The organism is Bacillus sp. AFS031507, assembly GCF_002584635.1.
GTDB lineage: Bacteria > Bacillota > Bacilli > Bacillales > Cytobacillaceae > Neobacillus.
In genome coordinates, this window is sequence record NZ_NUOW01000013.1 from 226,729 (window position 1) to 250,386 (window position 23,658).

General features: G+C 39.1%; 24 protein-coding genes. 1 reads left to right on the forward strand and 23 read right to left on the reverse strand.

Translation table 11 applies throughout. The features are described from left to right. Positions 1 to 95: 95 nt before the first annotated feature. The 7 genes from fabG to COE25_RS13685 form a co-directional block, all read right to left on the reverse strand. Positions 96 to 839 (reverse strand): 3-oxoacyl-[acyl-carrier-protein] reductase, encoded by a 744-nt coding sequence (gene fabG, locus COE25_RS13655; RefSeq protein ID WP_098933019.1) that lies wholly within the window; start codon positions 837 to 839, stop codon positions 96 to 98. After that, positions 836 to 1,783 carry an ACP S-malonyltransferase gene (fabD, locus tag COE25_RS13660; protein ID WP_098933020.1) on the reverse strand — a complete coding sequence of 316 codons (948 nt, stop codon included), beginning with the start codon at positions 1,781 to 1,783 and terminating at the stop codon, positions 836 to 838. Before fabD ends, fabG begins: the two co-directional genes overlap by 4 nt. Positions 1,784 to 1,795: 12 nt before the next feature. Beyond that, a complete protein-coding gene (plsX, locus tag COE25_RS13665) occupies positions 1,796 to 2,800 on the reverse strand; it encodes a phosphate acyltransferase PlsX (protein ID WP_098933021.1) in 1,005 nt (334 codons plus the stop codon). A 15-nt stretch (positions 2,801 to 2,815) separates the two neighbouring features. Next, positions 2,816 to 3,382, reverse strand: coding sequence for a transcription factor FapR (fapR, locus tag COE25_RS13670; protein ID WP_088086352.1), 567 nt, complete (start codon positions 3,380 to 3,382; stop codon positions 2,816 to 2,818). A 142-nt stretch (positions 3,383 to 3,524) separates the two neighbouring features. Next, positions 3,525 to 5,573: an ATP-dependent DNA helicase RecG gene (gene recG / locus COE25_RS13675; RefSeq protein WP_098933022.1), complete on the reverse strand. Its 2,049-nt coding sequence runs from the start codon at positions 5,571 to 5,573 to the stop codon at positions 3,525 to 3,527. Between the two features lie 172 nt (positions 5,574 to 5,745). Next, the gene (locus COE25_RS13680; protein ID WP_088086350.1) at positions 5,746 to 7,428 is read right to left on the reverse strand and encodes a DAK2 domain-containing protein; all 1,683 of its coding nucleotides are present in this window, start codon (positions 7,426 to 7,428) and stop codon (positions 5,746 to 5,748) included. Between the two features lie 37 nt (positions 7,429 to 7,465). After that, positions 7,466 to 7,828, reverse strand: coding sequence for an Asp23/Gls24 family envelope stress response protein (locus tag COE25_RS13685; RefSeq protein ID WP_088086349.1), 363 nt, complete (start codon positions 7,826 to 7,828; stop codon positions 7,466 to 7,468). A 284-nt stretch (positions 7,829 to 8,112) separates the two neighbouring features. On the opposite strand from COE25_RS13685, the gene rpmB reads away from it, so the two are divergent. Next, positions 8,113 to 8,301: a 50S ribosomal protein L28 gene (rpmB, locus tag COE25_RS13690; protein WP_026566424.1), complete on the forward strand. Its 189-nt coding sequence runs from the start codon at positions 8,113 to 8,115 to the stop codon at positions 8,299 to 8,301. Positions 8,302 to 8,456: 155 nt separating this feature from the next. On the opposite strand, the gene spoVM is transcribed toward rpmB, so the two are convergent. The 16 genes from spoVM to COE25_RS13770 form a co-directional block, all read right to left on the reverse strand. Beyond that, positions 8,457 to 8,540, reverse strand: a complete 84-nt coding sequence (spoVM, locus tag COE25_RS13695) for a stage V sporulation protein SpoVM (RefSeq protein ID WP_035445740.1) — start codon at positions 8,538 to 8,540, stop codon at positions 8,457 to 8,459. Between the two features lie 105 nt (positions 8,541 to 8,645). Further along, positions 8,646 to 9,293, reverse strand: a complete 648-nt coding sequence (locus COE25_RS13700) for a thiamine diphosphokinase (RefSeq protein ID WP_088086348.1) — start codon at positions 9,291 to 9,293, stop codon at positions 8,646 to 8,648. 55 nt (positions 9,294 to 9,348) lie between these two features. Next, the gene (rpe, locus tag COE25_RS13705) at positions 9,349 to 9,993 is read right to left on the reverse strand and encodes a ribulose-phosphate 3-epimerase (protein WP_088086347.1); all 645 of its coding nucleotides are present in this window, start codon (positions 9,991 to 9,993) and stop codon (positions 9,349 to 9,351) included. 2 nt (positions 9,994 to 9,995) lie between these two features. After that, entirely contained in the window at positions 9,996 to 10,877 is an 882-nt protein-coding gene (gene rsgA / locus COE25_RS13710; RefSeq protein ID WP_098933023.1) for a ribosome small subunit-dependent GTPase A, read from the reverse strand. 89 nt (positions 10,878 to 10,966) lie between these two features. Continuing rightward, on the reverse strand, positions 10,967 to 12,958 hold the full coding sequence (gene pknB, locus COE25_RS13715) for a Stk1 family PASTA domain-containing Ser/Thr kinase (RefSeq protein ID WP_098933024.1): 1,992 nt from the start codon (positions 12,956 to 12,958) through the stop codon (positions 10,967 to 10,969). After that, positions 12,955 to 13,713: a Stp1/IreP family PP2C-type Ser/Thr phosphatase gene (locus COE25_RS13720; protein WP_088090355.1), complete on the reverse strand. Its 759-nt coding sequence runs from the start codon at positions 13,711 to 13,713 to the stop codon at positions 12,955 to 12,957. The genes pknB and COE25_RS13720 overlap by 4 nt, the downstream gene beginning before the upstream one ends. 5 nt (positions 13,714 to 13,718) lie before the next feature. Then, positions 13,719 to 14,810 (reverse strand): dual-specificity RNA methyltransferase RlmN, encoded by a 1,092-nt coding sequence (gene rlmN, locus COE25_RS13725; RefSeq protein WP_088086344.1) that lies wholly within the window; start codon positions 14,808 to 14,810, stop codon positions 13,719 to 13,721. A 3-nt stretch (positions 14,811 to 14,813) separates the two neighbouring features. Next, positions 14,814 to 16,163, reverse strand: a complete 1,350-nt coding sequence (rsmB, locus tag COE25_RS13730) for a 16S rRNA (cytosine(967)-C(5))-methyltransferase RsmB (protein ID WP_088086343.1) — start codon at positions 16,161 to 16,163, stop codon at positions 14,814 to 14,816. Position 16,164: 1 nt separating this feature from the next. Then, on the reverse strand, positions 16,165 to 17,103 hold the full coding sequence (gene fmt / locus COE25_RS13735; protein ID WP_098933025.1) for a methionyl-tRNA formyltransferase: 939 nt from the start codon (positions 17,101 to 17,103) through the stop codon (positions 16,165 to 16,167). Further along, positions 17,100 to 17,585 carry a peptide deformylase gene (gene def, locus COE25_RS13740; RefSeq protein WP_088086341.1) on the reverse strand — a complete coding sequence of 162 codons (486 nt, stop codon included), beginning with the start codon at positions 17,583 to 17,585 and terminating at the stop codon, positions 17,100 to 17,102. Before def ends, fmt begins: the two co-directional genes overlap by 4 nt. Positions 17,586 to 17,701: 116 nt before the next feature. Then, complete coding sequence (priA, locus tag COE25_RS13745) at positions 17,702 to 20,113, reverse strand: primosomal protein N' (protein ID WP_098933173.1); 2,412 nt, start codon at positions 20,111 to 20,113, stop codon at positions 17,702 to 17,704. Next, positions 20,100 to 21,323 carry a bifunctional phosphopantothenoylcysteine decarboxylase/phosphopantothenate--cysteine ligase CoaBC gene (gene coaBC, locus COE25_RS13750; RefSeq protein ID WP_098933026.1) on the reverse strand — a complete coding sequence of 408 codons (1,224 nt, stop codon included), beginning with the start codon at positions 21,321 to 21,323 and terminating at the stop codon, positions 20,100 to 20,102. Before coaBC ends, priA begins: the two co-directional genes overlap by 14 nt. Before the next feature lie 201 nt (positions 21,324 to 21,524). Beyond that, the gene (rpoZ, locus tag COE25_RS13755) at positions 21,525 to 21,743 is read right to left on the reverse strand and encodes a DNA-directed RNA polymerase subunit omega (protein WP_088086339.1); all 219 of its coding nucleotides are present in this window, start codon (positions 21,741 to 21,743) and stop codon (positions 21,525 to 21,527) included. Next, complete coding sequence (gmk, locus tag COE25_RS13760) at positions 21,743 to 22,360, reverse strand: guanylate kinase (RefSeq protein ID WP_088086338.1); 618 nt, start codon at positions 22,358 to 22,360, stop codon at positions 21,743 to 21,745. Before gmk ends, rpoZ begins: the two co-directional genes overlap by 1 nt. A gap of 11 nt (positions 22,361 to 22,371) precedes the next feature. Beyond that, entirely contained in the window at positions 22,372 to 22,635 is a 264-nt protein-coding gene (remA, locus tag COE25_RS13765; protein WP_026566410.1) for an extracellular matrix/biofilm regulator RemA, read from the reverse strand. Between the two features lie 60 nt (positions 22,636 to 22,695). Then, complete coding sequence (locus COE25_RS13770; RefSeq protein WP_088086337.1) at positions 22,696 to 23,571, reverse strand: YicC/YloC family endoribonuclease; 876 nt, start codon at positions 23,569 to 23,571, stop codon at positions 22,696 to 22,698. Between the last annotated feature and the right edge of the window lie 87 nt (positions 23,572 to 23,658).

Consider the following 23,658-nt stretch of genomic DNA (forward strand, 5'->3'; position numbering starts at 1 on the left):
TATTTCAACAAAATAATACACTAAGTTTTTATTAAAATTGCTTTGAACTTTTATTACTGTCTAGCTCCAGCGCCCAACGGCTTCCGCTTTTCTTGCTACATTACCATGCCGCCATTAATATGAAGTGTTTGGCCGGTTATATAGGATGAGTCATCTGATGCTATGAATGCAGTCATTTTAGCGATATCTTTAGGCTCTCCTAATCTTGCCAAAGGAATCTGTTTTAACATTTCTGTTTTTACTTCTTCAGGTAATTTATCGGTCATATCTGTTGTTATGAAACCAGGTGCAATTGCATTTACGGTAATATTGCGAGAAGCAAGCTCTTTAGCGGATGTTTTTGTTAAACCAATGACTCCAGCTTTAGCGGCCACATAGTTTGCCTGTCCTGGATTCCCACTGACACCAACAACTGATGCAACATTAATGATGCGTCCTACCCGTTGCTTCATCATTTGTCTTGTTACTGCTTTTGTACACAGGAAGACACCTTTAAGATTGATATTAATAACGTCGTCCCATTCTTCTTCTTTCATTCTCATTAATAAATTATCTCTGGTAATACCCGCATTATTGACGAGAATGTCAAGTTTCCCAAAGCGGTCTATCGTTCCCTTAACCATTTCTGCAACTTCTCCCGAGTTTGAAACATCACATTTTACAGCGAATGCCTCTCTCCCAAGTGCCTTTATTTCATCAACAACCTCATTTGCTTTGGCTTCACTGCCGGAAAAATTAACCGCCACATTTGCTCCTTGTCGTGCAAGTTCAAGAGCGATTTCTCTGCCAATACCTCTTGATGCACCTGTTACAAGGGCTGCTTTTCCTTCAAGATTCATAGTCTTTCCTCCTTTAACGCATCTATTACAGCTTGTGCGCTTTCCTCGTCCGATACAGAATACGTTGACACTGTTTTATCAATTTTTTTGATTAAGCCTGATAAAACTTTCCCAGAACCCACTTCAATGAAAGTATCGACACCCAAATCAATCATTTTTCTTACGGAGTCTTCCCATTGTACCGGGGAATAAAGTTGTTCAATTAACTTATCCTTAATTACTGAGGCAGAACTGATTGGTTCGGCAGAAACGTTTACCACGATTGGGATCCTAGCATCCCTCATTTCAATTTCGTCCAATACTTCACGCAATTGAACTGCTGCTGGCTTCATTAACACGGAATGAAAAGGACCGCTTACATCTAATGGAAGCACTCTTTTTGCCCCTGCTTCTTTCGCTTTCACGGCTGCAAGCTCTACCCCTTTTTTCGAACCTGAAATTACAATCTGACCTGGGCAGTTTAAATTTGCTAAAGACACAGGAAAACCAGAATCACTGATTTCTGACGTCACATTTGATAACGGAGCGCGATCAAGACCCAGCACAGCCGCCATCGATCCTTCCCCATTAGGGACAGCACTTTCCATAAACTCGCCTCGTTTTCTAACAGCATACACCCCTTCTTCGAAAGTAAAGGTGCCCGCTGCAACAAGGGCCGTATATTCACCTAAACTGTGACCAGCAACAAAATCAGCTTTAATCCCAGATTTTTGGAAGTATTCCAATATAGCAATACTTGTTGTTAAAAGGGCTGGCTGTGTATTATAAGTAATTGTCAATTCTTCTTTTGGTCCCTCAAATATAAGTTTACTCAGTTGAGTGTTTAGCTTTTCATCTGCTCTCTTAAAATAATCCATTACCTCGGAGTGTTTCTCTGCTAACTCTTTCCCCATTCCTACGGCTTGTGACCCTTGCCCTGGAAACACAAATGCTATTTTCTTCATTTCAATACTCCTTTACCGTTCTACTTTGGCAATACTCGCTTCTTCTGTTGAAATTTTAATTGATCCAACAACATCGTTACTTACCATTTCCCTCGTTTGCCGGATGGCGCTAAAAATAGCTTGCCCATTCGAAGATCCGTGAGCCTTAATTACAGGTGCATTTAAACCAAACAGTGCCGCACCGCCATATTCGGAATAATCCATTGTATTCTTTAAAGTTTTAAGATTCGGTTTTAACATAGCGGCAGCTAGTTTACTTGTAAAACTGCTCATTAAAGCCGTTTTTAACATTTTAAACATGGAGAGTGCCGTTCCTTCAATCGACTTTAGCACCATGTTACCCGTAAATCCATCGGTAACAACTACGTCAGCTGCACCATCAAGTAAATCTCTTGCTTCCACATTACCGACAAAATTGATATTAGCCGTTTTTAATAGTTCAAAGGCCTGCTTGGTAAGTTCATTCCCTTTCTTTTCCTCTGTGCCAATATTTAATAGACCCACTCTTGGTTGTGTAATTCCTCTTACTTTTGCACTATAAATGGAACCCATCAATGCATATTGCAATAGATGCTCTGGTTTGGCCTCTGCATTGGCCCCGACATCTAGTAAAAGGAAGCCTTCACCGCCAATGGTCGGAAGTGTTGGTGCTAAGGCCGGACGGTGTATCCCAGTTACCCTGCCAACCACAAAAAGGCCTGCCGCGACTAAGGCACCTGTATTTCCTGCAGAGATACACGCATCTGCCAAACCATCTGCTACCTGCTGGGCCGCTAGTACCATGGAAGCATTCTTTTTGCGGCGAACTGCTTTTACAGGCTCGTCTGTTCCGAGAATCACTTCGGTTGTATGTATAACAGAAATCCGTTCATGATCAGTTAACGTTTCTTTAATTTTATTTTCATCCCCGACAAGGGTAATATGTATATCAGAAAATGCTTGTACAGCTTTTAGTGCGCCTAAAACGATTTCCTTTGGAGCATTGTCGCCGCCCATTGCATCAATTGCTAGGTTCATTTTTTTCCTCATCCTTTACCGATTTTTCGAACGGTACATTTCAAATTCTCCGGTAAAAACAAGTTCATTATTTACAAAACTTGTCACTTCGACACTTGTTCTGCCTAAGTTCCCATCGATTTTTGTTACTCTTGCCTTGGCTATGACACGCTCATTTAATTTTACCAAACGCTTAAATTGAATATTCGCCTTTGCTGTCAACGCCAATTCATCGTTAATGACGGCTACTGCTAGGGAATTTGCCTGTGCGAAAACATGATGGCCACGGGCAATGTTATTACGAATAAACACATGTTCTTTTTTTACATCAAAAATCGAAATGGCATTTTGATCCAATTCTATATGAATAATTTCACCAATGACTTCTTCAAGCGGAAGGGAGCGAACCTCATCATCAAATCGTTTTTCAGCAACAGTCTTAATTCGTTCCCTTAATTCCGGGATTGATAACTCTAACCGATCAAGACGGATTGTTTGTACACTTACTTGGAATTTTTCTGCTAAATCTTCATCAGTAATAAATGGATTATCTTTTATTGTAGAGGTTAACAATTGCTGGCGCTCTTTTTTACTTTTTCTCATGAATTTTTACACCGTCCGAGATCTTATGACTAGGTACTAATAGTAGTATAAAATTTGAAATAGCAGATTGCAAGAGTTTGTTTTTTATACATAGCATCTGCTTTTTTTATTCTGGAATTCATTTAAAGGGAAAAAAACTTTATTAATCAAGCTTTTCCCCTTCTAATACACCTGATTCTTCAAGCATTTTTCTTAAAAATTGATATTCTTCCGCTGTCCAAAAGGTTTTTGATTGGATAAGCATCATCGCATCACTTCTCGCTGTTTCTAGTGCCCGATAATCATGAACCATATCTGCAACCTTAAATTCAGGAACACCGCTTTGTTTTCTGCCAAAAAAGTCGCCAGGACCTCTGAGTTCTAAATCCTTTTCACTTAGAACAAATCCATCGTTTGTTTCTGTCATGATCCGCATTCTTTCTTGGCCCACTTCTGATTTAGGACTAGCAAGCAAAATACAGTAGGATTGATCGCTGCCACGTCCAACACGTCCACGCAGCTGGTGAAGCTGAGACAGGCCAAATCTTTCAGCATCATAAATAACCATCATAGTCGCATTTGGTACATTAACACCGACCTCAACAACTGTAGTTGAGACAAGCACCTGTACTTCGTTGGTACTAAACGACTTCATTACGGAGTCTTTTTCTTCCGAACTTAAGCGCCCGTGCATAAGGCCCGCTTTATAACGGTTTTGAAAGTAGTGACTTAGAGTAGTAAATACATCAATAGCGTTTTGGACATCAAGCTTTTCGGATTCTTCAATAAGCGGGCAAATTACATAGGCTTGGTGTCCTTTTTGTAATTCTTTTTCAACAAAGGCAAGTACACGCTCAAGCATTTCCGGCTTTGCCCAGTAAGTTTCAATTGATTTTCGGCCAGCTGGCATCTCGTCAATAATGGAAACATCCATTTCACCAAACACAGTGATTGCAAGCGTTCGAGGAATCGGTGTCGCTGTCATAAACAAAACGTCAGGATTCTCGCCTTTTTCCCTGAGCACTCTTCGCTGCTCGACCCCAAATCGATGCTGTTCATCGGTAATAACAAAACCGAGTCTTTTGAAGGTGACCTCATCCTGTATGAGGGCGTGTGTACCAATTAATAGATCAACGTTCCCTTCTGCCAGTTCATGAAGGATTTCCTTTCTCCGTTTACCCTTAATAGAACTCGTTAAAAGCTCGCACCTGACATCAAATGGTTCTAGCATGCTTTTTAAGCTTTGTGCATGCTGCTCTGCTAAAATTTCTGTTGGTACCATTAGAGCACCTTGGTAACCTGCTGTTACACTGGCATATAAACCAATTGCAGCCACTACAGTTTTCCCCGAACCAACATCCCCTTGCAACAATCGATTCATACGCAGGGGTGATTTTAGTTCCGCTAACAATTCATTGACAACCCGTGTTTGAGCATTTGTTAACGGAAATGGAAGACTATTGATAAAACCCTCTACCTGAGTAACGTTATAGTTTTGGCAAATTCCTGGGGAATGTTCCCGTTCAAATTTCCTCAAGGCCTGCATTTTTAGTTGAAACATAAGAAATTCTTCATAAACAATGCGCCTTCGTGCCTGTTTCACATCCTCTTGGCTGCTCGGAAAGTGCATTGCTTCAATCGCACTCTGTCTATCAAGAAGGCGATACTTTTTTAAGAATGTTGCTGGCAGTGTTTCTTCAATAAAATGTCCATATTGCTGGAAAGCAATGCTGATAAATTTTCGTATTCCCTTTGTCGTTAATTTCCCTCTTAATGAGTATACAGGCTCAAAATCCTTTGTCTTGGCGTTTGTACCTGACTGCATTTCATTTGCAGTGATCGTTTGCCGATGGGCATCCCATTTCCCTGTGACCGTTATCGTTTCATTAATAATGATTTTATTTTTCAAATAGGGTTGGTTAAAAAAAACTACTTTGATTAAATGAGAACCAACGAAAAGTCGGATCATTAGTTTGGATTTCTTCCTTCCATAATAGACAAGAGAAGGCTCGCTATGAACCTTCCCTTCCACTGTTACTTTCTCATCATGCTGTACCTCTGTTATTTCACGAAGGCGATAATCTTCATAACGATAAGGAAAATATTCCAATAAATCTTGTATCGTAAAGATTTTCATTTCTGAAAAAATCTCAGCAGTCTCTTCACCAATTCCCTTAATGACAGTTATTGGTTGATTAAGATGTGGATTCACTATAACACGACTCCCCCACTAAGCGCTGTTTTATCTATTAATATTGTTTTAATATACTTTTTCTAACTTCTTTTTTACAAACAGGCTGTGTTATACATACCTGTTGATTTCCGCTCCAATCAACATTGCTACAAAAAAAAGAAGGGAACTCCCCTTCTATTTTAGCGGTTCATTATTCAATTGAAAAGATAAATGAATACAACGGTTGCCCGCCGTTATGGATTTCTACTTCTACATTTTCATAAGTCTCTTCCACAAACTGTGTCAGTTGATTTACTTCTTCTTCGCTAACGTCTTCCCCATAAATGATAGTCAAGATTTCTGAATCGTCCGCGAGCATTTGTGAAAGTAATTCTTCAGCTACTTTTCCTTTGTTCTTGTTCTTTACCACAATTTTCCCTTCAGCAATACCCATAAAATCATCTTTCTCGATTTCTAAACCATCAATCTGGGTATCTCGTACAGCGAAGGTTATTTGACCAGTCTTTACGTGTTTTAGGGCATCATTCATTGCAGACTCATTGGCGTGAAGTTCCGCTGACGGATTAAATGCTAAAAGAGCCGAAAGTCCTTGAGGGACAGTTTTGGATGGTATGACATAAATATCCTCTTCTGCCACATCGGCTGCCTGCTGGGCTGCCATAATAATGTTTTTATTATTAGGTAAAATAAATACCTTTTTAGCATTAACTTCCTTAACAGCTTTCACGATATCCTCTGTACTTGGATTCATCGTTTGCCCGCCTTCTATTACGGCATGGGCGCCAATACTTCTAAATAAATCTGCAATACCTGCTCCCATGGAAACCGCTACAATTCCGTATTCTTGCTGCTCTTTTGGCGGCTTCTGTTGTACAGCAACGGGTGCAATATGTGTTTCACCAACAATATTGGTATGTTGTTGACGCATGTTTTCAATCTTCATATTTATTAAATTTCCGTACTTTTGCCCGTAGCTTAGTACTTCGCCAGGCTGTTCGGAATGTATATGGACTTTTACAACGTCTTCATCCGCTATGACTAATAAAGAATCACCTAATTTGCTGAGGTCATTTCGGAAAACCCCTTCACTGAAAGGATGCTTGGCTGTCTTTTCCTGTTCAAAGCGAACCATAAATTCGGTGCAGTATCCAAATTCAATATCCGCCGTGTTAATATGTCCCTGGACATTTTTGTGGTGTTCAGTATTAACCAATTCATCCATAGAAAGAGATGCAGAAGGTGTATCGGGAAGTTTTTCGCCTTTTAGGACCGCAAGAAATCCTTCGTAAACAAACACAAGACCTTGTCCGCCACTATCGACAACACCGACTTCCTTTAACACTGGAAGCAGATCAGGAGTGCGCTTTAATGAAGCTTTTGCTTCTTGTAAAACTTCTTCCATAATTACAATAATATCATTTGAATTCTGGGCAGCTTGTACGCCCTTTTTAGCTGAATCCTTTGCAACAGTTAAAATGGTTCCTTCAACAGGTTTCATAACTGCTTTATACGCAGTTTCTACTCCAGCCTCAAGGGCATGGGCAAAATCATTCCCTGAAATTTGCGCTCTCATTTCTACTGCCTTAGAAAAACCACGGAACAACTGTGAAAGGATCACTCCTGAATTTCCGCGAGCCCCCATCAGCAATCCTTTAGAAAGGGCTACTCCAACTTTACCTATATGTTCTTGAACATTATTTTTTACTTCTTTCGCCCCTGATGTCATTGATAAATTCATGTTTGTTCCAGTATCACCATCGGGCACGGGAAAAACGTTTAGAGCATCAACCATTTTTGCATTTGCAGCCAAATGATTTGCACCTTGAATCACCATCTCGGCAAAACGTTTTCCATCTAAAGCTGTTATTGACACAAACTTTCCTCCTCTACTTGAGGTTCGTTACACGAACTTAAGGGTTCGTCACTCGAACTCCCTGAACGTAAATATTAACCGAGTCAACGGCAAGTCCAACAGTCTTATCGAGGGTGTATTTAACCTTTGATTGCACGTTGTGGGCAATTTCGGAAATTTTCGTTCCATAGCTAACAATAATGTACATATCAATATGTAATGCCTCATTTTCTTGGCGGACGATCACGCCGCGAGTAAAATTTTCTCTTCGTAGTATTTCCGTAATTCCGTCTTTAATTTGATTCTTTGAGGCCATACCGACAATTCCATAGCATTCGATTGCCGCTCCTCCAGCGATGGTCGCGATTACTTCGTTTGAAATATCAATTTGTCCGAACTTTGTTTTTAATTCAATGGACATGAATCGTTCCCCCTCTTGAAAAAATTGCTCCTTGACTACAGTCATTTTACTATAGTCAATGCAATATTGAAAGTTATTCCTGACTGTTTAATATAAGAGCATTTAAATAATAGGGATGTCAAGGTTTTTTTCTTGAAAGGTAACTATTGCAATCAAATAAGTTGTATGATAAATTATTAAGGTATCTCAAGTCTAGAAAATTTGTTCAAACAATTTTCTTTTTTCAGATGAGGATCTTAAAGATAGCTGTATAAAGCTTTTGGTAGTTAAGGAGGGAAATCATTATGCCACGTCAATGTGTTGTAACTGGAAAGAAAACAACAACTGGTAACGCACGTTCTCACGCTATGAACGCAAATAAGCGTACATGGGGTGCTAACCTACAAAAAGTACGTATTCTTGTTGATGGAAAGCCTAAACGTGTTTGGGTTTCTGCAAGAGCGTTAAAATCAGGTAAAGTAGAACGCGTTTAATATGGAAAAGGCATCCGATGAGGATGTCTTTTCTTTATATACAAAAAGTACAATTACTCTACAACCCTATTATTCCCTATTTAACCAAATAAAAAGCACCCAAATTAAAAGGGTGCCATTCGTTAATGAAAAGATTATCTAGATAAAAACCCATGCTATTCGTTCTTTTTAAACGCCCCAATCATCGCACGGACAAGTCCGCCTAAAAATTTCGGCAGTTTAATTGTATAGAATTTCATACTGTCCCTCCTCACAAATCTCCCCAGCTTATTCATCTCAACTTTTTTCGAACGCCCTACCATTTTATTCAAACGAACGAAATCAGTACCAAATTGTATTGCATATTAATCGTGACTTCTTATCACTATTAATATGCCTTCAGAAAATGAAAAAGTACCATATTCACTAATAAGTTCATTACTAATACATAGTGTTGACCCGATTGAAATATGACGATTTTCCAAAGGAAATTTAAAGCCCCTTAGGGTGAGATTGCTGACATTTAGCGTTAAAGGAACAAAGGAAATATATTTTTTTTTGTTTATTTTTTCAATTGTATAGTGCCCGGGTTCTTTAATAAAAATGATGTTATAGCGGTCAATCAAGCAGATATCAGCCGATTTTTTGGCTTTGAACTGATTCAGCAATAAGTGAACATTGGCAAATAAATGATCAAGCCTCCCCCCAGTTGCACCGAACATACAGATCATACTTGGATTCTGATCAAGTGCCCAATTGAGGGCTAACTCCATGTCTGTTTCATCTTTTTCCGGCTTATACTTCTTCAATTCTACTACCCGTTCTTCAATAAACATTAATTCCTCAGATGATACTGAATCGAAATCCCCAAAGGCAATGACCGGAGTTATATTTCTTTTTAACAAATGATAGACACCTCGGTCAACTCCGACCCAAATTGTATCCTTCTGTAGATACTCTGTTAAATCAGGTAATAGGCTTTCAGGTCCTCCGGCTAGAATATTAATTATCATAAAACTAACTCCTTTTCCATATGCAAAAAGCCAGCGCTAAAGCTGGCTCTTATCATTAACCTCTTATTTGCGAAATTGCCTTGGCATAATCTTCTTCATTATAAATAGCCGAGCCTGCAACAAGTACATTTGCACCGGCTTCCATGCATAGCTTTGCCGTTTCTGAATTAACACCGCCGTCAATTTCAATCTCAATGTCTAAGCCTTTTTGTTCTGCCATTTCTTTAACTTTTCTTATTTTCGGAAGTACCTCTGGTATAAATTTTTGCCCACCGAACCCTGGATTAACCGACATTAATAATACCATATCAATGTCTCCAATTATGTGCTGAATGGATTCCACGGGGGTTGCTGGATTTAAAACAACACCCGCCTTGATACCAAAGGATTTAATATTTTGGACTGTGCGGTGAAGATGGCGACATGCTTCCACATGTACGGTAATAAAATCGGCTCCAGCTTTGGCAAATGCCTCAATATATTGGTCAGGGTTTTCAATCATTAAGTGTACATCAAGTGGCAGCTTCGTAATCGGACGAATGGCCTCAACAATGAGCGGACCAATCGTAATATTTGGTACAAAGTGACCATCCATGACATCGACATGAATATAGTCTGCTCCACCTTTTTCAACAGCAATAATCTCTTCACCTAATTTCGAAAAATCGGCGGAAAGAATCGAAGGTGCTATTTTTACCATCTTTAATACCTCGGCTTTCTATCTTTTATCTCCTGTAGGAAATCCAGATAATGTTCATATCGGTACATGGGGATTTCACCTGATTCAACTGCATGTTTCACACCGCATTTCGGTTCGGTCCCATGCAAGCATCCTCGGAATTTACAATTCTCACTTGCTCTTTGCATTTCAGGAAAACATGAAGTCAAATCTTCGGCTTCAATATTGGTAAATTCTAATGAACTGAAGCCTGGTGTATCTGCTATTAATCCATTTCCAATCTTTATTAACTCCACATGTCTTGTCGTGTGTTTTCCACGGCCAAGATGCGACGAAATATCATTTGTTTTCAAATCAAGATCAGGTCTAAGTACATTTAGCAAAGATGATTTTCCTACACCTGACTGACCAGCAAAAACAGATATTTTATTATCAATGTGTGGACTTAACAGTTCAACCCCCGCTTCTGTTTCGGAAGAAGTTAGTATTACTTTATACCCTGCAGACGAATACTGCTCTGCATAAATCTTAATCTTCTTTTGCTGCTCTTCGTTTGTGAGGTCCATTTTAGTGATACAAATAAGCGGTTCAATCCGATTAAATTCAACTAGCACAAGGAAACGATCTAAAAGAACAGTACTGAAATCTGGTTCAACAGCCGAAAACACAAGAATCGCTTGATCTACATTCGCAATGGGTGGACGTATCAATTCGTTCTTTCGTGTCTTCACTTCCATAATGTAGCCTTCCAAGTCATTTTCTGCTTGAAAAACAACTTCGTCTCCAACAAGGGGGGTAATTTTATTCTTTCTAAATACCCCTCTACCACGGCATTGGATCAACTTGTCATCATCAAGAACATAATAGAATCCGCTTAATGCTTTAACAATTTTCCCTTCAGGCATAGCCACACTCCTTGTCATTCATTTCGAAAACATCAACTAATCATTCAAAATTCTGTTAACTGATTTGATAAAGAGCATATTAATATTAATTACTCTGTTTCTGGATAGTTAATTACATCCTCTGCTATCACCTTGCTGTCACGAATAATCTTATAGCCCGCTTTTCCGCCATATGGAATAGTAAGTTCTATTTGTTTTTTTGTCGTTTCAGTTATAAAAAATGATTCGGCAGGTTCCGTCATACTATGATTCATATCTTCGATGTAGATTAAAACCTCTTGTTTTTGTACAGGATCTCCTGGCACTGGCACTGGGACAGTCGGTTCATAATCAATTGTTATATCTTTAACTACCGTTTTTGGCGGTTTTTCTTCTTTTCCTTTTGAAATGATGACTGATACCTTATCGCCTTTTTTCAGTTCTGTTCCAGACTTTGGAGTTTGTGAAATCACCATGCCAGCAGGAATTTTTTCATCATATTTTTCATCTGAGACATCTAAAGTCAGCCCTACTAATAAGGCATAATCCTCGGCCCCTTTTAAATTGTATTCGGTTAGGTCCCTTAGGACAATTATTTCAGGTCCTTTACTGACTTCAAATTCTAATGCAGTATCTTCAGGAATAATTTCTTCGCCTCCTGATGGGTTTTGGCTAATAATGGTTCCTGGTTCACTCTCATCGTATTTCTCAGTTTTCAGAATATCTTTAAAACCCCTGTCTTCTAATAAACGGAAAATATCATCATATATCCGGCCTACATAATTTGACAGCTCAATTTTTTCTTTTCCAGTACTAATATATAAATTAACCTTTGCGTTCTCCTTGACTGTACTGCCAATTTCGGGGTCGGTCTTGATAACCTTTCCTTCAGCCACCAGATCATCAGGAATTTCAACCTGTTTGTCAACCACTATTCCGCTGAGCTGAAGCTCAGAAATCGCATCATCAACATCCATTCCACTTACGTCAGGAATTTTGACGTCCTTAGCAGACAATAAATCAGGTAAAAATGTAACCGTTAATAGTCCGAGAATGGAAAGTATAAGGAAAGTCGAAATTAAGATCATCGGCCATTTTTTCCGCTTTTTCTTACTAGTTTTCTCCTTATTAGGTGTATCATTTTTGGCAGGCAATATTTTATCATTACTATGCACTAATGTTTCATCAAGGTTTTTATGTGGACGGTCATTTGTTATGATTGGAATGGCTTTTGTTGCCTCATCATCAATTAGAATAATAAACTTTGGTTCATCCATTCTTTCAGGATTTAGCGCCGTCCTTAAATCCTCCTCCATTTCATCGACACTGTTATAACGATGGAATGGATCCTTTGCCGTTGCTTTTAGGACGATATTCTCTACACTTTGCGGTATAGTTGAATTCCACCTTCTAACAGAAGGTGTTTCTGACTGGAGATGTTTCAATGCAATCGAAACGGCTGATTCCCCTGAGAATGGAAGCCTGCCTGTTAAAATTTCGAACATGACAATCCCAAGTGAATAAATATCAGATTTCCGATTAGCCATTCCCCCACGAGCTTGTTCCGGTGATAAATAGTGGACAGAACCTAACACAGAATTTGTTTGGGTAATGCTTGTCGCACTTAAGGCCATGGCTATCCCAAAATCAGTAATTTTCACACTGCCATTAGGATCAATTAGAATGTTATGCGGTTTTATATCACGATGAATAATATGATTTTGATGGGCATGGGAAATTGCAGATGTTAATTGCATCATTATGTCTAATGCCTTTTCTACACGGAGTGACGAATGCTGGTTTATGTATTGCTTTAATGTTTGCCCATTCACATATTCCATAACAATATAGTAAAGAGAATCCTCTTCACCCACATCATAAATACTAACGATATTTGGATGGGTAAGACTTGTGGCAGATTGTGCTTCTCTATGAAAGCGTCGAATAAATTCTTCATCATTGGCAAAGTCAAGGCGGAGCATTTTCACGGCAACTTCTCTGTCTAGTATCATATCATGTGCTAAATAGACATTGGCCATTCCGCCTCCGCCTATCATTTTAAGAATTTTATAGCGGCCGCTGATTCTTTTCCCAATAATCACTTCTCATCACCCAATTCAAAATCATTAGCATATTCTAATATGATCAGGGTAATATTGTCTTCTCCACCGTTATCATTTGCAATATTAATTAATGTGGAAGCCTTTTGTTCAAGTGATTCTTCATTTTGAAGAATTTTAACCATTTCTTGTTCGTTGACTTTATTTGACAACCCATCAGAGCATAAAAGGAGAAAATCTCCTTCTTCGAACATTATCGTTTTTAAATCGATTTTTACATCCTGTTCTGTCCCTAACGCTCTTAATATCCAATTTTTCCTGGGATGATGTTCTGCATCCTCTTTAGTGATTTGTCCAGTTCGGACTAACTCATTCACAAGTGTATGGTCCTCCGTTAGCTGCTTGAAGCCTGTATCATTTAAGATATAACAACGACTATCCCCCACATGTGCAATCGTTGTAAAATTTTCAGAAGCAATCACTGCCTCTATAGTAGTACCCATACCTTCACATTCCACGTGACTTCTTGAATGGTCAAACAATAATTGATTAACCTGGAGAACATGGGTTTTCAGCCATGCTTCAGCTTGATCTGCTGTACGAATTCCTTCAGATTTCTCCCACATTTCTTGAAGATGCGAAACGCTCATGCTACTAGCAACATCACCGGCAAGGTGACCGCCCATGCCATCTGCTACGATGGCAAGACGGTGTCCATCCCGATTAACAAAAGTACCACCACTATCCTCATTATTCTGGCGAACTCTACCCTGGTCCGTTTTAAAAACAGCCTTCACTTTTGTCACCTCGTCTCCTCTTTCCGCTCCTTTGCACGAAGTTGCCCACATGCTGCAGCGATATCTGAACCTTGCTCCCTGCGAATGGTTACATTAATACCTCGGTTTTTCAATGTTTTTTCAAAAGCAAAAATTTTGTCTCTTGGAGTCCGTACATAATCTCTTTCAGGAACATAGTTTACAGGAATTAGATTCACATGACATTTTAATCCTTTTAATAATATAGCTAACTCTTCAGCATGCTCGACTGAATCGTTTACACCGCCAAAAAGACCATATTCAAAGCTTATTCGACGACCTGTCTTATCGATATAATACCTTACTGATTCCATTAAGTCATCAAGTTTATAAGCCTTATTAATAGGCATTAGCCTTGAACGTAATTCCGTATTGGGAGCGTGGAGAGAAATAGCAAAATTAATTTGTGTATTTTCATCTGCAAATTGATAAATTTTCGGAACGATACCACTTGTTGATACGGTTATATGGCGTGCTCCGATATTAAGAGCCTTTTCATGATTGATTATTTTTAAAAATGATAACATGTTATCATAATTATCAAATGGCTCACCAATTCCCATGATAACAACTGAATTTACACGCTCATCTGTTTCATCAAGTGTTTGCTGAACTTTTACAACTTGTGCGACAATCTCTCCTGCCTCTAAGTGTCTTTTTAAGCCGCCTAATGTAGAGGCGCAAAAAGTACACCCTATTCGGCAGCCTACCTGTGTCGTAACACAAACGGAGTTTCCATAATCATGACGCATTAGCACCGTTTCAATCGAGTACCCATCTTGAAGTTCAAAAAGGAATTTTATGGTTCCATCAGATGATGTTTGTTGAATCGCCGTATTTAATGTTGTTAATTCAAAATGGCTAGCAAGCTTATCTCTTAATCCTTTTGATACATTACTCATATCCTCAAACGATGTAATTCGTTTTTTATAAAGCCATTCATAGATTTGTTCGGCACGGAATGCCTTTTCAGCATTTTCAGTTAGCCAATTCTTTAATTCGTTAAGCTGCAATGAATAAATTGATTTCTTCTTAATTTCCTTAGCTGTGTTTGTCTCAGTTGTATTTAATTGTTCCAACTGTTACACCTTCTTCCTTAAAACTGCAATATAGAACCCATCAGACCCAAGATCTTGTGGGAATATCTGTAAATCAAAACCTGTAATCAATGGTTGGATAGCTTCAGGCATCCTGTTTTTAAATGATAAATCTCCTTCGAATTCAGGGTTATTCTCTAGGAATGTCTTAACCGTGTATTCATTTTCCTCTTTATCTACAGTACAAGTACTATAGACAAGTATGCCATCCTTTTTCAATAAAGGGGATACGGACATTAATAAGTCTTGTTGAATCGTACTTAACCGTTCAATATCCTTCTCTGTTTTTGTGTATTTCATATCAGGTTTTCTCCGCATTACTCCAAGACCCGAGCACGGAGCATCCAGAAGGATACGATCAAATGATTCTTTGTTGAATTTTTCCTGTATTTGTCTGGAATCAGAAACGCTTGTTTTTATATTTTCTAACCCTAGTCGCTTGGCATTATCATTGATTAATCTGACTTTGTGCTGATGGAGATCAACCGATATGACTTCTCCCGTATTATCCATTTTTTCAGCGATATGTGTACTTTTACCACCTGGTGCTGCACAAGCATCAAGGATAAATTCGTTCTGCTTTGCCCCTAATGCATAGGCGGCGAGCATCGAGCTTTCATCTTGAATAGTAAACATTCCATATTTAAAAGCAATGGTAGACGCTAAATTCCCCTTTAACGATCTGATCGCCTCAGGAATAATTGGACTTTTTTCGATTTGAAAACCATCTTCTTCTAAAATCGCAACACATTCATCTCTTGAAATTTTCGTGAGATTAACTCTAGCTGTTTGCAATGGTGCTGTTAGGTTTACTTCACACATTTCTTTTGTTTTTTCATAGCCAAATTGGTTAACCCATCGGGTAATTAGCCATTCAGGGTGGCTAGTTTCAAGTGATAGTCTTTTGGTTGGGTCCGAGACTTCCTCCATGGATGGGAGCCCTTCTCTTTGAATACTCCGCAATACTCCATTTACCAAACTTGCTATACCCTTATGACCACGACTTTTGGCAATTTCTACAGCTTCGTAGATCGCTGCTCTGTCCGGAATTCGATCGAGATAAATCATTTGATAAAGCGTTAGTCTAAGTAAATGATGAACCCAATTGGCTAATTTTTTATTATCTTTTACAAAAGGCTCTAAATAAAAGTCAAGTGCCATTCTTCTTTGTAAGGTTCCATACGTCAATTCCGTTAACAGTCCGACATCTTTAGGAGACAATTCGTGTTTTTCAATTGTATTATTAAGAAGTAAATTGCTGTAAGATTGGTTTTTCTCAATAGCAACTAAACTATCCATTGCGATTGCCCGTACATTATTTATTGTTGAAGTCATTTTATTCTCCCAGCTTGGTGCCTATTGAAATTTTTGAACCCCGTAAAAATTGTTCACTCATCATTTTTGTTTTTCCAGAGGGCTGAAGCTCAATGATTTTGATTGCCGTTCCATTACCGGTTGATACCGAAAAGCTATCCGATTCTATATTAATAATTGTTCCAGGTACTGCCACTTTCTGTCCAGATTCCTTTTCAGCCCGCCATATCTTTAAGACCTGACCATTCAAGGTTGTAAACGCAACTGGCCATGGATTTAGAGCACGGATATGATTAAAGATTTCTTCACCTGTTTTTGTCCAATTAATTTTTTCTTGTTCTCGCTTAATATTGGCAGCAAATGTGGCTTCTTCATTGTTTTGAGGCCTAGGCGTCAGACGGCCTTCCAAAAGAAGCGGCAAAGTTTCTGCCAACAATTTAGCCCCGGCTGTACTTAATTTAATATGCAATGTACCAACATTGTCCTCTTCAGCAATTGGGACTTCAATCCTTGTTAAAATATCCCCGGCATCTAATTTTTCAACCATATACATGATGGTAACACCTGTTTTTTGTTTTCCTTGCATAATTGCATAATGAATAGGGGCACCACCACGAAGTTCTGGGAGCAGGGATGCATGAACATTTATACAACCGTATTTAGGCGCTTCTAACAGCTTATTGGGTAGGATTTGCCCAAAAGCAGCAGTAACAATTAAATCTGGATTCAAGGAAAGGATTTTTTCAAGTTCTTCTTCTTGACGGATTTTTTCTGGTTGAAAGACAGGAATAGAATGTTTCAAGGCTTCTACCTTAACCGGGGGAGGTGTTAAAATCTTTTTTCTTCCCACTGGTCGATCTGGTTGTGTAACTACTCCAATGACATCATATCCATCTTTAATCAGTTGTTGTAAGATTGGCACAGAAAAATCTGGAGTACCCATAAAAACAATTTTGGTCATTCAACTTCTACTCCTTTTAACTCATCTTCCTCGAGATATCTCGTCACTTTAGATGTAAATAAAATCCCGTCCAGATGATCGATTTCATGTTGAATCGCCCTTGCTAGGAATTCTTCTGCTTCTAATGTGTATTTTCTGCCTTTTCGGTCAAATGCTTCAATTTTAACAAAATTGGGCCTTGTCACTTCACCAAATAATCCAGGGAAACTTAAACAACCTTCTGGTCCAGTTTGTTCACCGGATGTTTCTAATATTACTGGGTTAATCATTTCGATTGTCCCTAATTCATCATCGATATCAACAATTGCGATGCGTACGTCCAATCCAATTTGCGGAGCAGCTAGTCCCACCCCATCATATTCAATCATCGTGTCATACATATTATCAAGTATTTTTGCAAGCTTTTTATCAAACTTAATCACTGGCTTGCAAGTCTGCTCAAGTATCTCAGCAGGGTAATTTATTACTTTGAGTATAGGCAAATTATTTCCCCCATTAATTCCATTCTTATATAGGCGTTTTAAATTTATTAATTGCTTACATTTTCACCAAAAATGCGAAATAATAACCTTTGATGACCAGGTTACATTTGGCTAACTTACATTAATATAAATGGATTTACATCTATTGATACCAATAAGCCGCTTTTAGTATCTTTCTGGTGTTGATCCAAGATGGTTTTTAACATTTTTGTCAAGTTCGGTTCCCGCTTGTATTTTATCAGACATTGATAGCGATATCTATTATTAATCCTAGGAATCGGCGAGGCTGCGGGTCCTAAAACGACGGCATCCTTTGAAACCTGCGAACGTACATAATTAACAATTTTCTCTGTCGCTGTAACGACAGTCATCAACTGCTCATGACTGACTGTTATGAGTGATAGATAATAGAAGGGTGGATAATGATGGGTTTTTCGAATCATCATTTCTCTTTGGTAAAAGAGATCATAATCCTGTGTTCCTGCAAGTTCGACACTATAGTGTTCAGGGGTGTAGGTCTGAATGATGACCTCCCCCGGCAATTGATGACGTCCCGCTCTTCCGCTTACCTGTGTTAATAATTGAAAGGTTTTTTCAGACGCACGGAAATCAGGTAAATGCAGCATCGTATCAGCCGAAAGGACACCAACTAAGGTGATATTTGGGAAATCCAGCCCTTTTGCAATCATTTGAGTCCCGAGGAGAATATCTGCTTTGCCATTCTGAAAATCAGTTAATAATCGTTCGTGTGAGCCCTTTCGACCAGTTGTATCAACATCCATCCGAATAACCCTTGCTTCTGGGAGAATTTTACCAAGCTCGTCCTCGACCTTTTGAGTACCAGTCCCAAAATACCGAATATAATCACTGGAACACTCCGGGCATTGCTTTGGAACATGGCTTTCATACCCGCAATAATGGCATTTCATTTGTTCATTTACTCGGTGGTAGGTAAGCGATATGTCGCAGTTAGGGCAGTTCATCACATAACCGCAGTCCCGGCACATCACAAATGACGAATGACCCCGTTTATTTAAAAATAAAACAGATTGTTGTTTTTTTTCTATTCGGTCCTTAAGCATATCAAAAAGCTTACGTGAAAACATTGACCGATTTCCGTCACGAAGCTCCTCACGCATATCAATGATCTCTACTGAGGGCAGGGTTTGATTATTCATCCGGTTAGGGAGCGATAATAGATGATACACCTTCTTTTGAGCCCTGGCAAACGACTCGAGTGATGGGGTAGCGCTTCCGAGCACAACCGGACAGTTATACGTTTTAGCTCTTTCAACTGCAACATCCCTAGCATGATATCGAGGCATATCCTCCTGCTTGTAACTTGTTTCGTGCTCTTCATCAATAATAATAATTCCTAAGTTCTCAAATGGGGCAAAAATCGCTGATCTTGCTCCTACAGCTACTTTTACTTCTTTACGTTGAATCTTCCGCCACTCATCATATTTTTCTCCAGCTGACAAACCACTGTGCAAAACAGCCACTAAGTCCCCAAATCTTCCTTTAAAACGATTCACCATTTGGGGGGTGAGTGAAATTTCTGGTACAAGCACAATTGCTTCCTGTCCTCTTTCAATAACTTCTTGAATGGATTGGAGGTAAATTTCGGTTTTTCCGCTTCCTGTTACACCATAGAGCAAGAATACCTCATGTCGATTTGATTCAATCGCGTTTAGAATCGGCCCAATCACGGTCTGTTGAGAATTTGTTAATGGTAAGGGCTTTGTTCGTTTAAAGGTCCTATGTTCAAACGGATCGCGGTAAACCTCCATATCATACTCAGTAAGAAGTTTCTTTTCTACAAGTGCCTTAACAGTTGAGGATGTCGTATTTAATTCAGCTACAAGCTGCCTCACTTCGACTGGTTCGAAATGATTGATAAAATAGCTCAATACTAGTTTTTGCTTTTCAGCCTTTGCTGGAAATCGGACTACTTCATCTTTCAATTCAGCAAGCGATACAAGTGGGCGGACAAACTTACGCTGTTTCTTTTTGACCTTCTCCTTAACGATGTAAAGGACTTCAAGTTTACCTTTTGCTGCTTCCTTTTGTAATAAGGGAACCACTCCATTATTCAAAGCTTCTTCCCAGTCTATCATTGGATTGTTTTCAAAAAGAGTTTGAAGGGGTTCGGATAAATCAGCAGCCTCCACCCCTGAAGTAATCTTCACTTTTTTTTCGTATTTAGCTTTTAATGCGGCTGGAAGCATAACCTGAAAAGCAAAGATTTTAAAACAAAGTGTATTCTCAGTTAGCCAGTCACCCAGGTCAAGTAAATCCTTGTTTAAGATTGGCTCAAGATCCATGGGCTCGATAATTTCTCTTAATTTTTTAAATTCAGATTGTGTTTTAAGCGAAGTGACAAATCCTTGGATTTTTCTCGGACCAAACGGAACGATTACCCTCATGCCCGGCTGGATTGTTCCCCACCACTGCTCTGGAATTAAATAATCGAACGCTCTATCCGTTTGTTTTGCCGGTACATCCACAATCACACTAGCTATTTCCATTTTCATCCATATCCTTCAATAGGGAAGTAATTTCTTCGATAATCCTTTTTGCTACATCACTTTTTGACATAATCGGTAAATCTATATTTGAGCCAGACCGTTTGAAAAGTGTGACAATATTTGTATCTGTCCCAAACCCTGCACCTTCCGCTTTCACATTGTTTGCAACGATCATATCTGCATTTTTCGCCTTTAATTTTTTCCTTGCATATTCTTCAACATTTTCCGTTTCAGCTGCAAAGCCTACAAGCACTTGGTTCCTCTTTCTCTTACCCAACTCTAGCAGGATATCTTTCGTTCGTTCCAACTCTATACTCGAGTCACCGGCTTGTTTCTTTACCTTATGTTCATATGCACTTTTTGGACGGTAATCGGCAACGGCGGCTGTTTTAATGACTACATCCGCTGAGTCATAATACTTCAATACTGCATTATACATTTCTTCAGCGCTCTCGACCTTCACTACTTCCATACCTAATGGAGCTGGCAACCCCACCGGTCCCGAAACTAATACAACATGGGCACCTTGTTTTTTTGCCTCAACAGCAAGGGCATAACCCATTTTCCCTGTTGAATGATTGGAAATAAAACGAACAGGATCAATTTTTTCCCGTGTTGGCCCCGCTGTAACCACAACTGTTTTTCCACTTAAGGTTTGTTGGAATTGATCGGTAAAAAATTGTTGGACGAGCTGGACGATTTTTTCCGGCTCTTCCAATCGGCCCTTTCCTACATATCCACAGGCAAGATAACCTTCACTAGGTTCAATAAATTGATATCCGTACTCAGCCAATATTGAGAGGTTCTTCTTCACAGCAGGATGGTCGTACATATGCACATTCATCGCAGGGGCAATCCAGACTGGTGAGGTTGCTGCAAGCAGGACCGTTGTTATCATATTATCGGCTATTCCACCAGCTATTTTTCCAATCGTATTTGCTGTAGCAGGCGCAACAAGGATTAAATCTGCCCAATCAGCTAAATCAATATGAGCAATGACACGTGGATTTTTTTCGTCAAAGGTATCAACATATACTTCATTGCGGGATAACGCCTGGAAAGTTAATGGGGTAACAAATTTCTGTGCAGATTCACTTAAAATGATTTTTACATGAGCACCAGCCTGAACAAGCTTACTTGTTAGTGCCGCTGCCTTATAGACGGCGATTCCGCCTGTAACACATAATAATATTTTTTTATCCTGTACCATTATTGGATTCCCCCGCTTCTCGTCATTTCACTCTTTCTTTATTATGCTAGAATGAATGCAATTTTTCACCTTTTTCCACTCGTAATTCGACAAATTCTACATAACGAGGATAACCAAAATAAAAAAGGCTGACATGTAAGGATTTCCCCTTTTGTCAGGCCTTCTCTCAGAAATTTACTGTCAATTAATACCTATTTAAGACTACTCAGCAGATGTGTCTGCTTTTTTAGAAATTCGGTAGGTTAGTTCACCACTATATATTTCCTCTAGTGCTTTTCCAACATGTTTATGGGAAACGTATTTTGGCAATCTTTCATCTCTTACCTGAGACATCACGCGAGCGCGCTTCGCAGCTACGGAAACAAGCGAGTATTTCGAATCAATTTTCTCAAGCAGCGAATCAATAGAAGGATATAACATTATAATTCAACCTCCAGCAATTTTTTATAGCGGTGTTCAACACGTTCTCTGCGGCAATGCTCCGCAGTAACAATGGATTTCACGCGTTCACAGGCGTGCTCCACTTGATCATTTTCAACAACATAATCATATAATTCCATCATTTCAATTTCTTCGCGAGCTGAAAGCAGGCGGTTTTGTATGATGTCATCTGTTTCCGTTCCTCTTGTTACAATCCGGTTTTTTAGTTCAGATAAACTTGGCGGCATAAGGAAAATAAATAAACCTTCAGGGAACTTTTCTCGTACCTGACGGGCACCCTTTACTTCAATCTCTAAGAAGACGTCTTTTCCAGCATCCAAAGTGGAACGTACATAGTCAACAGGGGTACCGTAATAATTCCCGACAAATTCGGCATACTCTAACAATTTGCCTTGTTCAATTAATTGTTCAAACTCTTCTCTTGACTTAAAGAAGTAATCCACTCCATCAATCTCCCCATCTCGTGGTGAGCGGGTTGTCATCGAAATGGAGTATTCAAAAGCTGTATCCGGATGGGAAAAAATTTCTTTCCGAACAGTTCCTTTTCCAACCCCGGAGGGCCCAGAAAGTACAATCAGCAATCCTTTTTCCTGCATTTTCAGAAATCCTACCCTTCATCAATTATTTCATCACGATCAGCTAAGCGGTGCGCTACCGTTTCAGGTTGTACAGCTGATAGAATAACATGATCACTATCCATAACAATCACCGCTCGTGTCCGCCTACCGTATGTGGCATCAATTAATGCTCCCCGGTCCCGGGCATCTTGAATAATTCTTTTTATTGGAGCAGATTCAGGGCTGACAATTGAAATAATTCGATTGGCAGAAACGATATTTCCAAATCCAATATTAATTAATTTTATCGACATGGGACTCATCCAATCATTAATAATATATTTTGACCGTCTCAAACAGTTTCTAAACAAGGATCACTCGATATTTTGAACCTGTTCTTTTAGCTTCTCAAGTAGACTTTTAATATCTACAACCTTTTTAGCAATGTTTGAATCGTTTGCTTTTGAACCAATGGTATTTGCTTCTCTGTTCATTTCCTGGACGATAAAATCCAATTTTCTTCCAATTGGTTCCATACTCTCAAGGGTTTGCAAGAATTGTTGAAAATGGCTTTTTAATCGTGTGACTTCTTCATTTATATCTGCTTTATCAGCAAAAACGGCTACTTCCGTCAAGATCCTCGTTTCGTCCAATTGCCCATTAACAAACTCTTCCATTCTTTTTGTTAATCGCTCTTTAAAGGATTGAACAACGAGAGGAGCAAATTTCTGGAGTTCAAAAACATGTGATTCTAATTGAGATAAAATGGCGAGCAAATCCTTTTTTAATTCTTCACCTTCTGCCATCCGCATTTGTGTTAAATACTTGGCAGCTTCTTCTGTTGCAGCCAGAACTAGATTATCAAGCTCTTCATTGCCAGCTTCACTTTCTTCAATATGTAAAAGTTCACTTCTACTTAGCAAATTCTGAAGTGTTAACGTTCCTTCAACATCATATTTTTCACGAGCCTGTTTGATAAATTGATAATACTCATCAAGCAGTTTCCAATCCACGTGGACTTTGCGGGTCACGACGCCTTCACCCTCTAAGCTAACATAAACTTCTACCCTTCCACGGCGGATATACTGATTAAGTTTCTTTTTCATTCTATCTTCTATTTTTAAAAGCTGCCTTGGCATGCGGATATTCATTTCACAGAAACGGTGGTTCACTGTTTTTACTTCCACATTGACAGAGAAGCAATCTGATTCTGTTTTAGCTCTTCCAAAGCCTGTCATACTTATAACCATTTTGTGCACATCCAATCTTCTGAAAAATTGATCGGCTAGCTATATTTTTCAAAAAAGACAAAAGGTAATAGAGTGGAATCTATTACC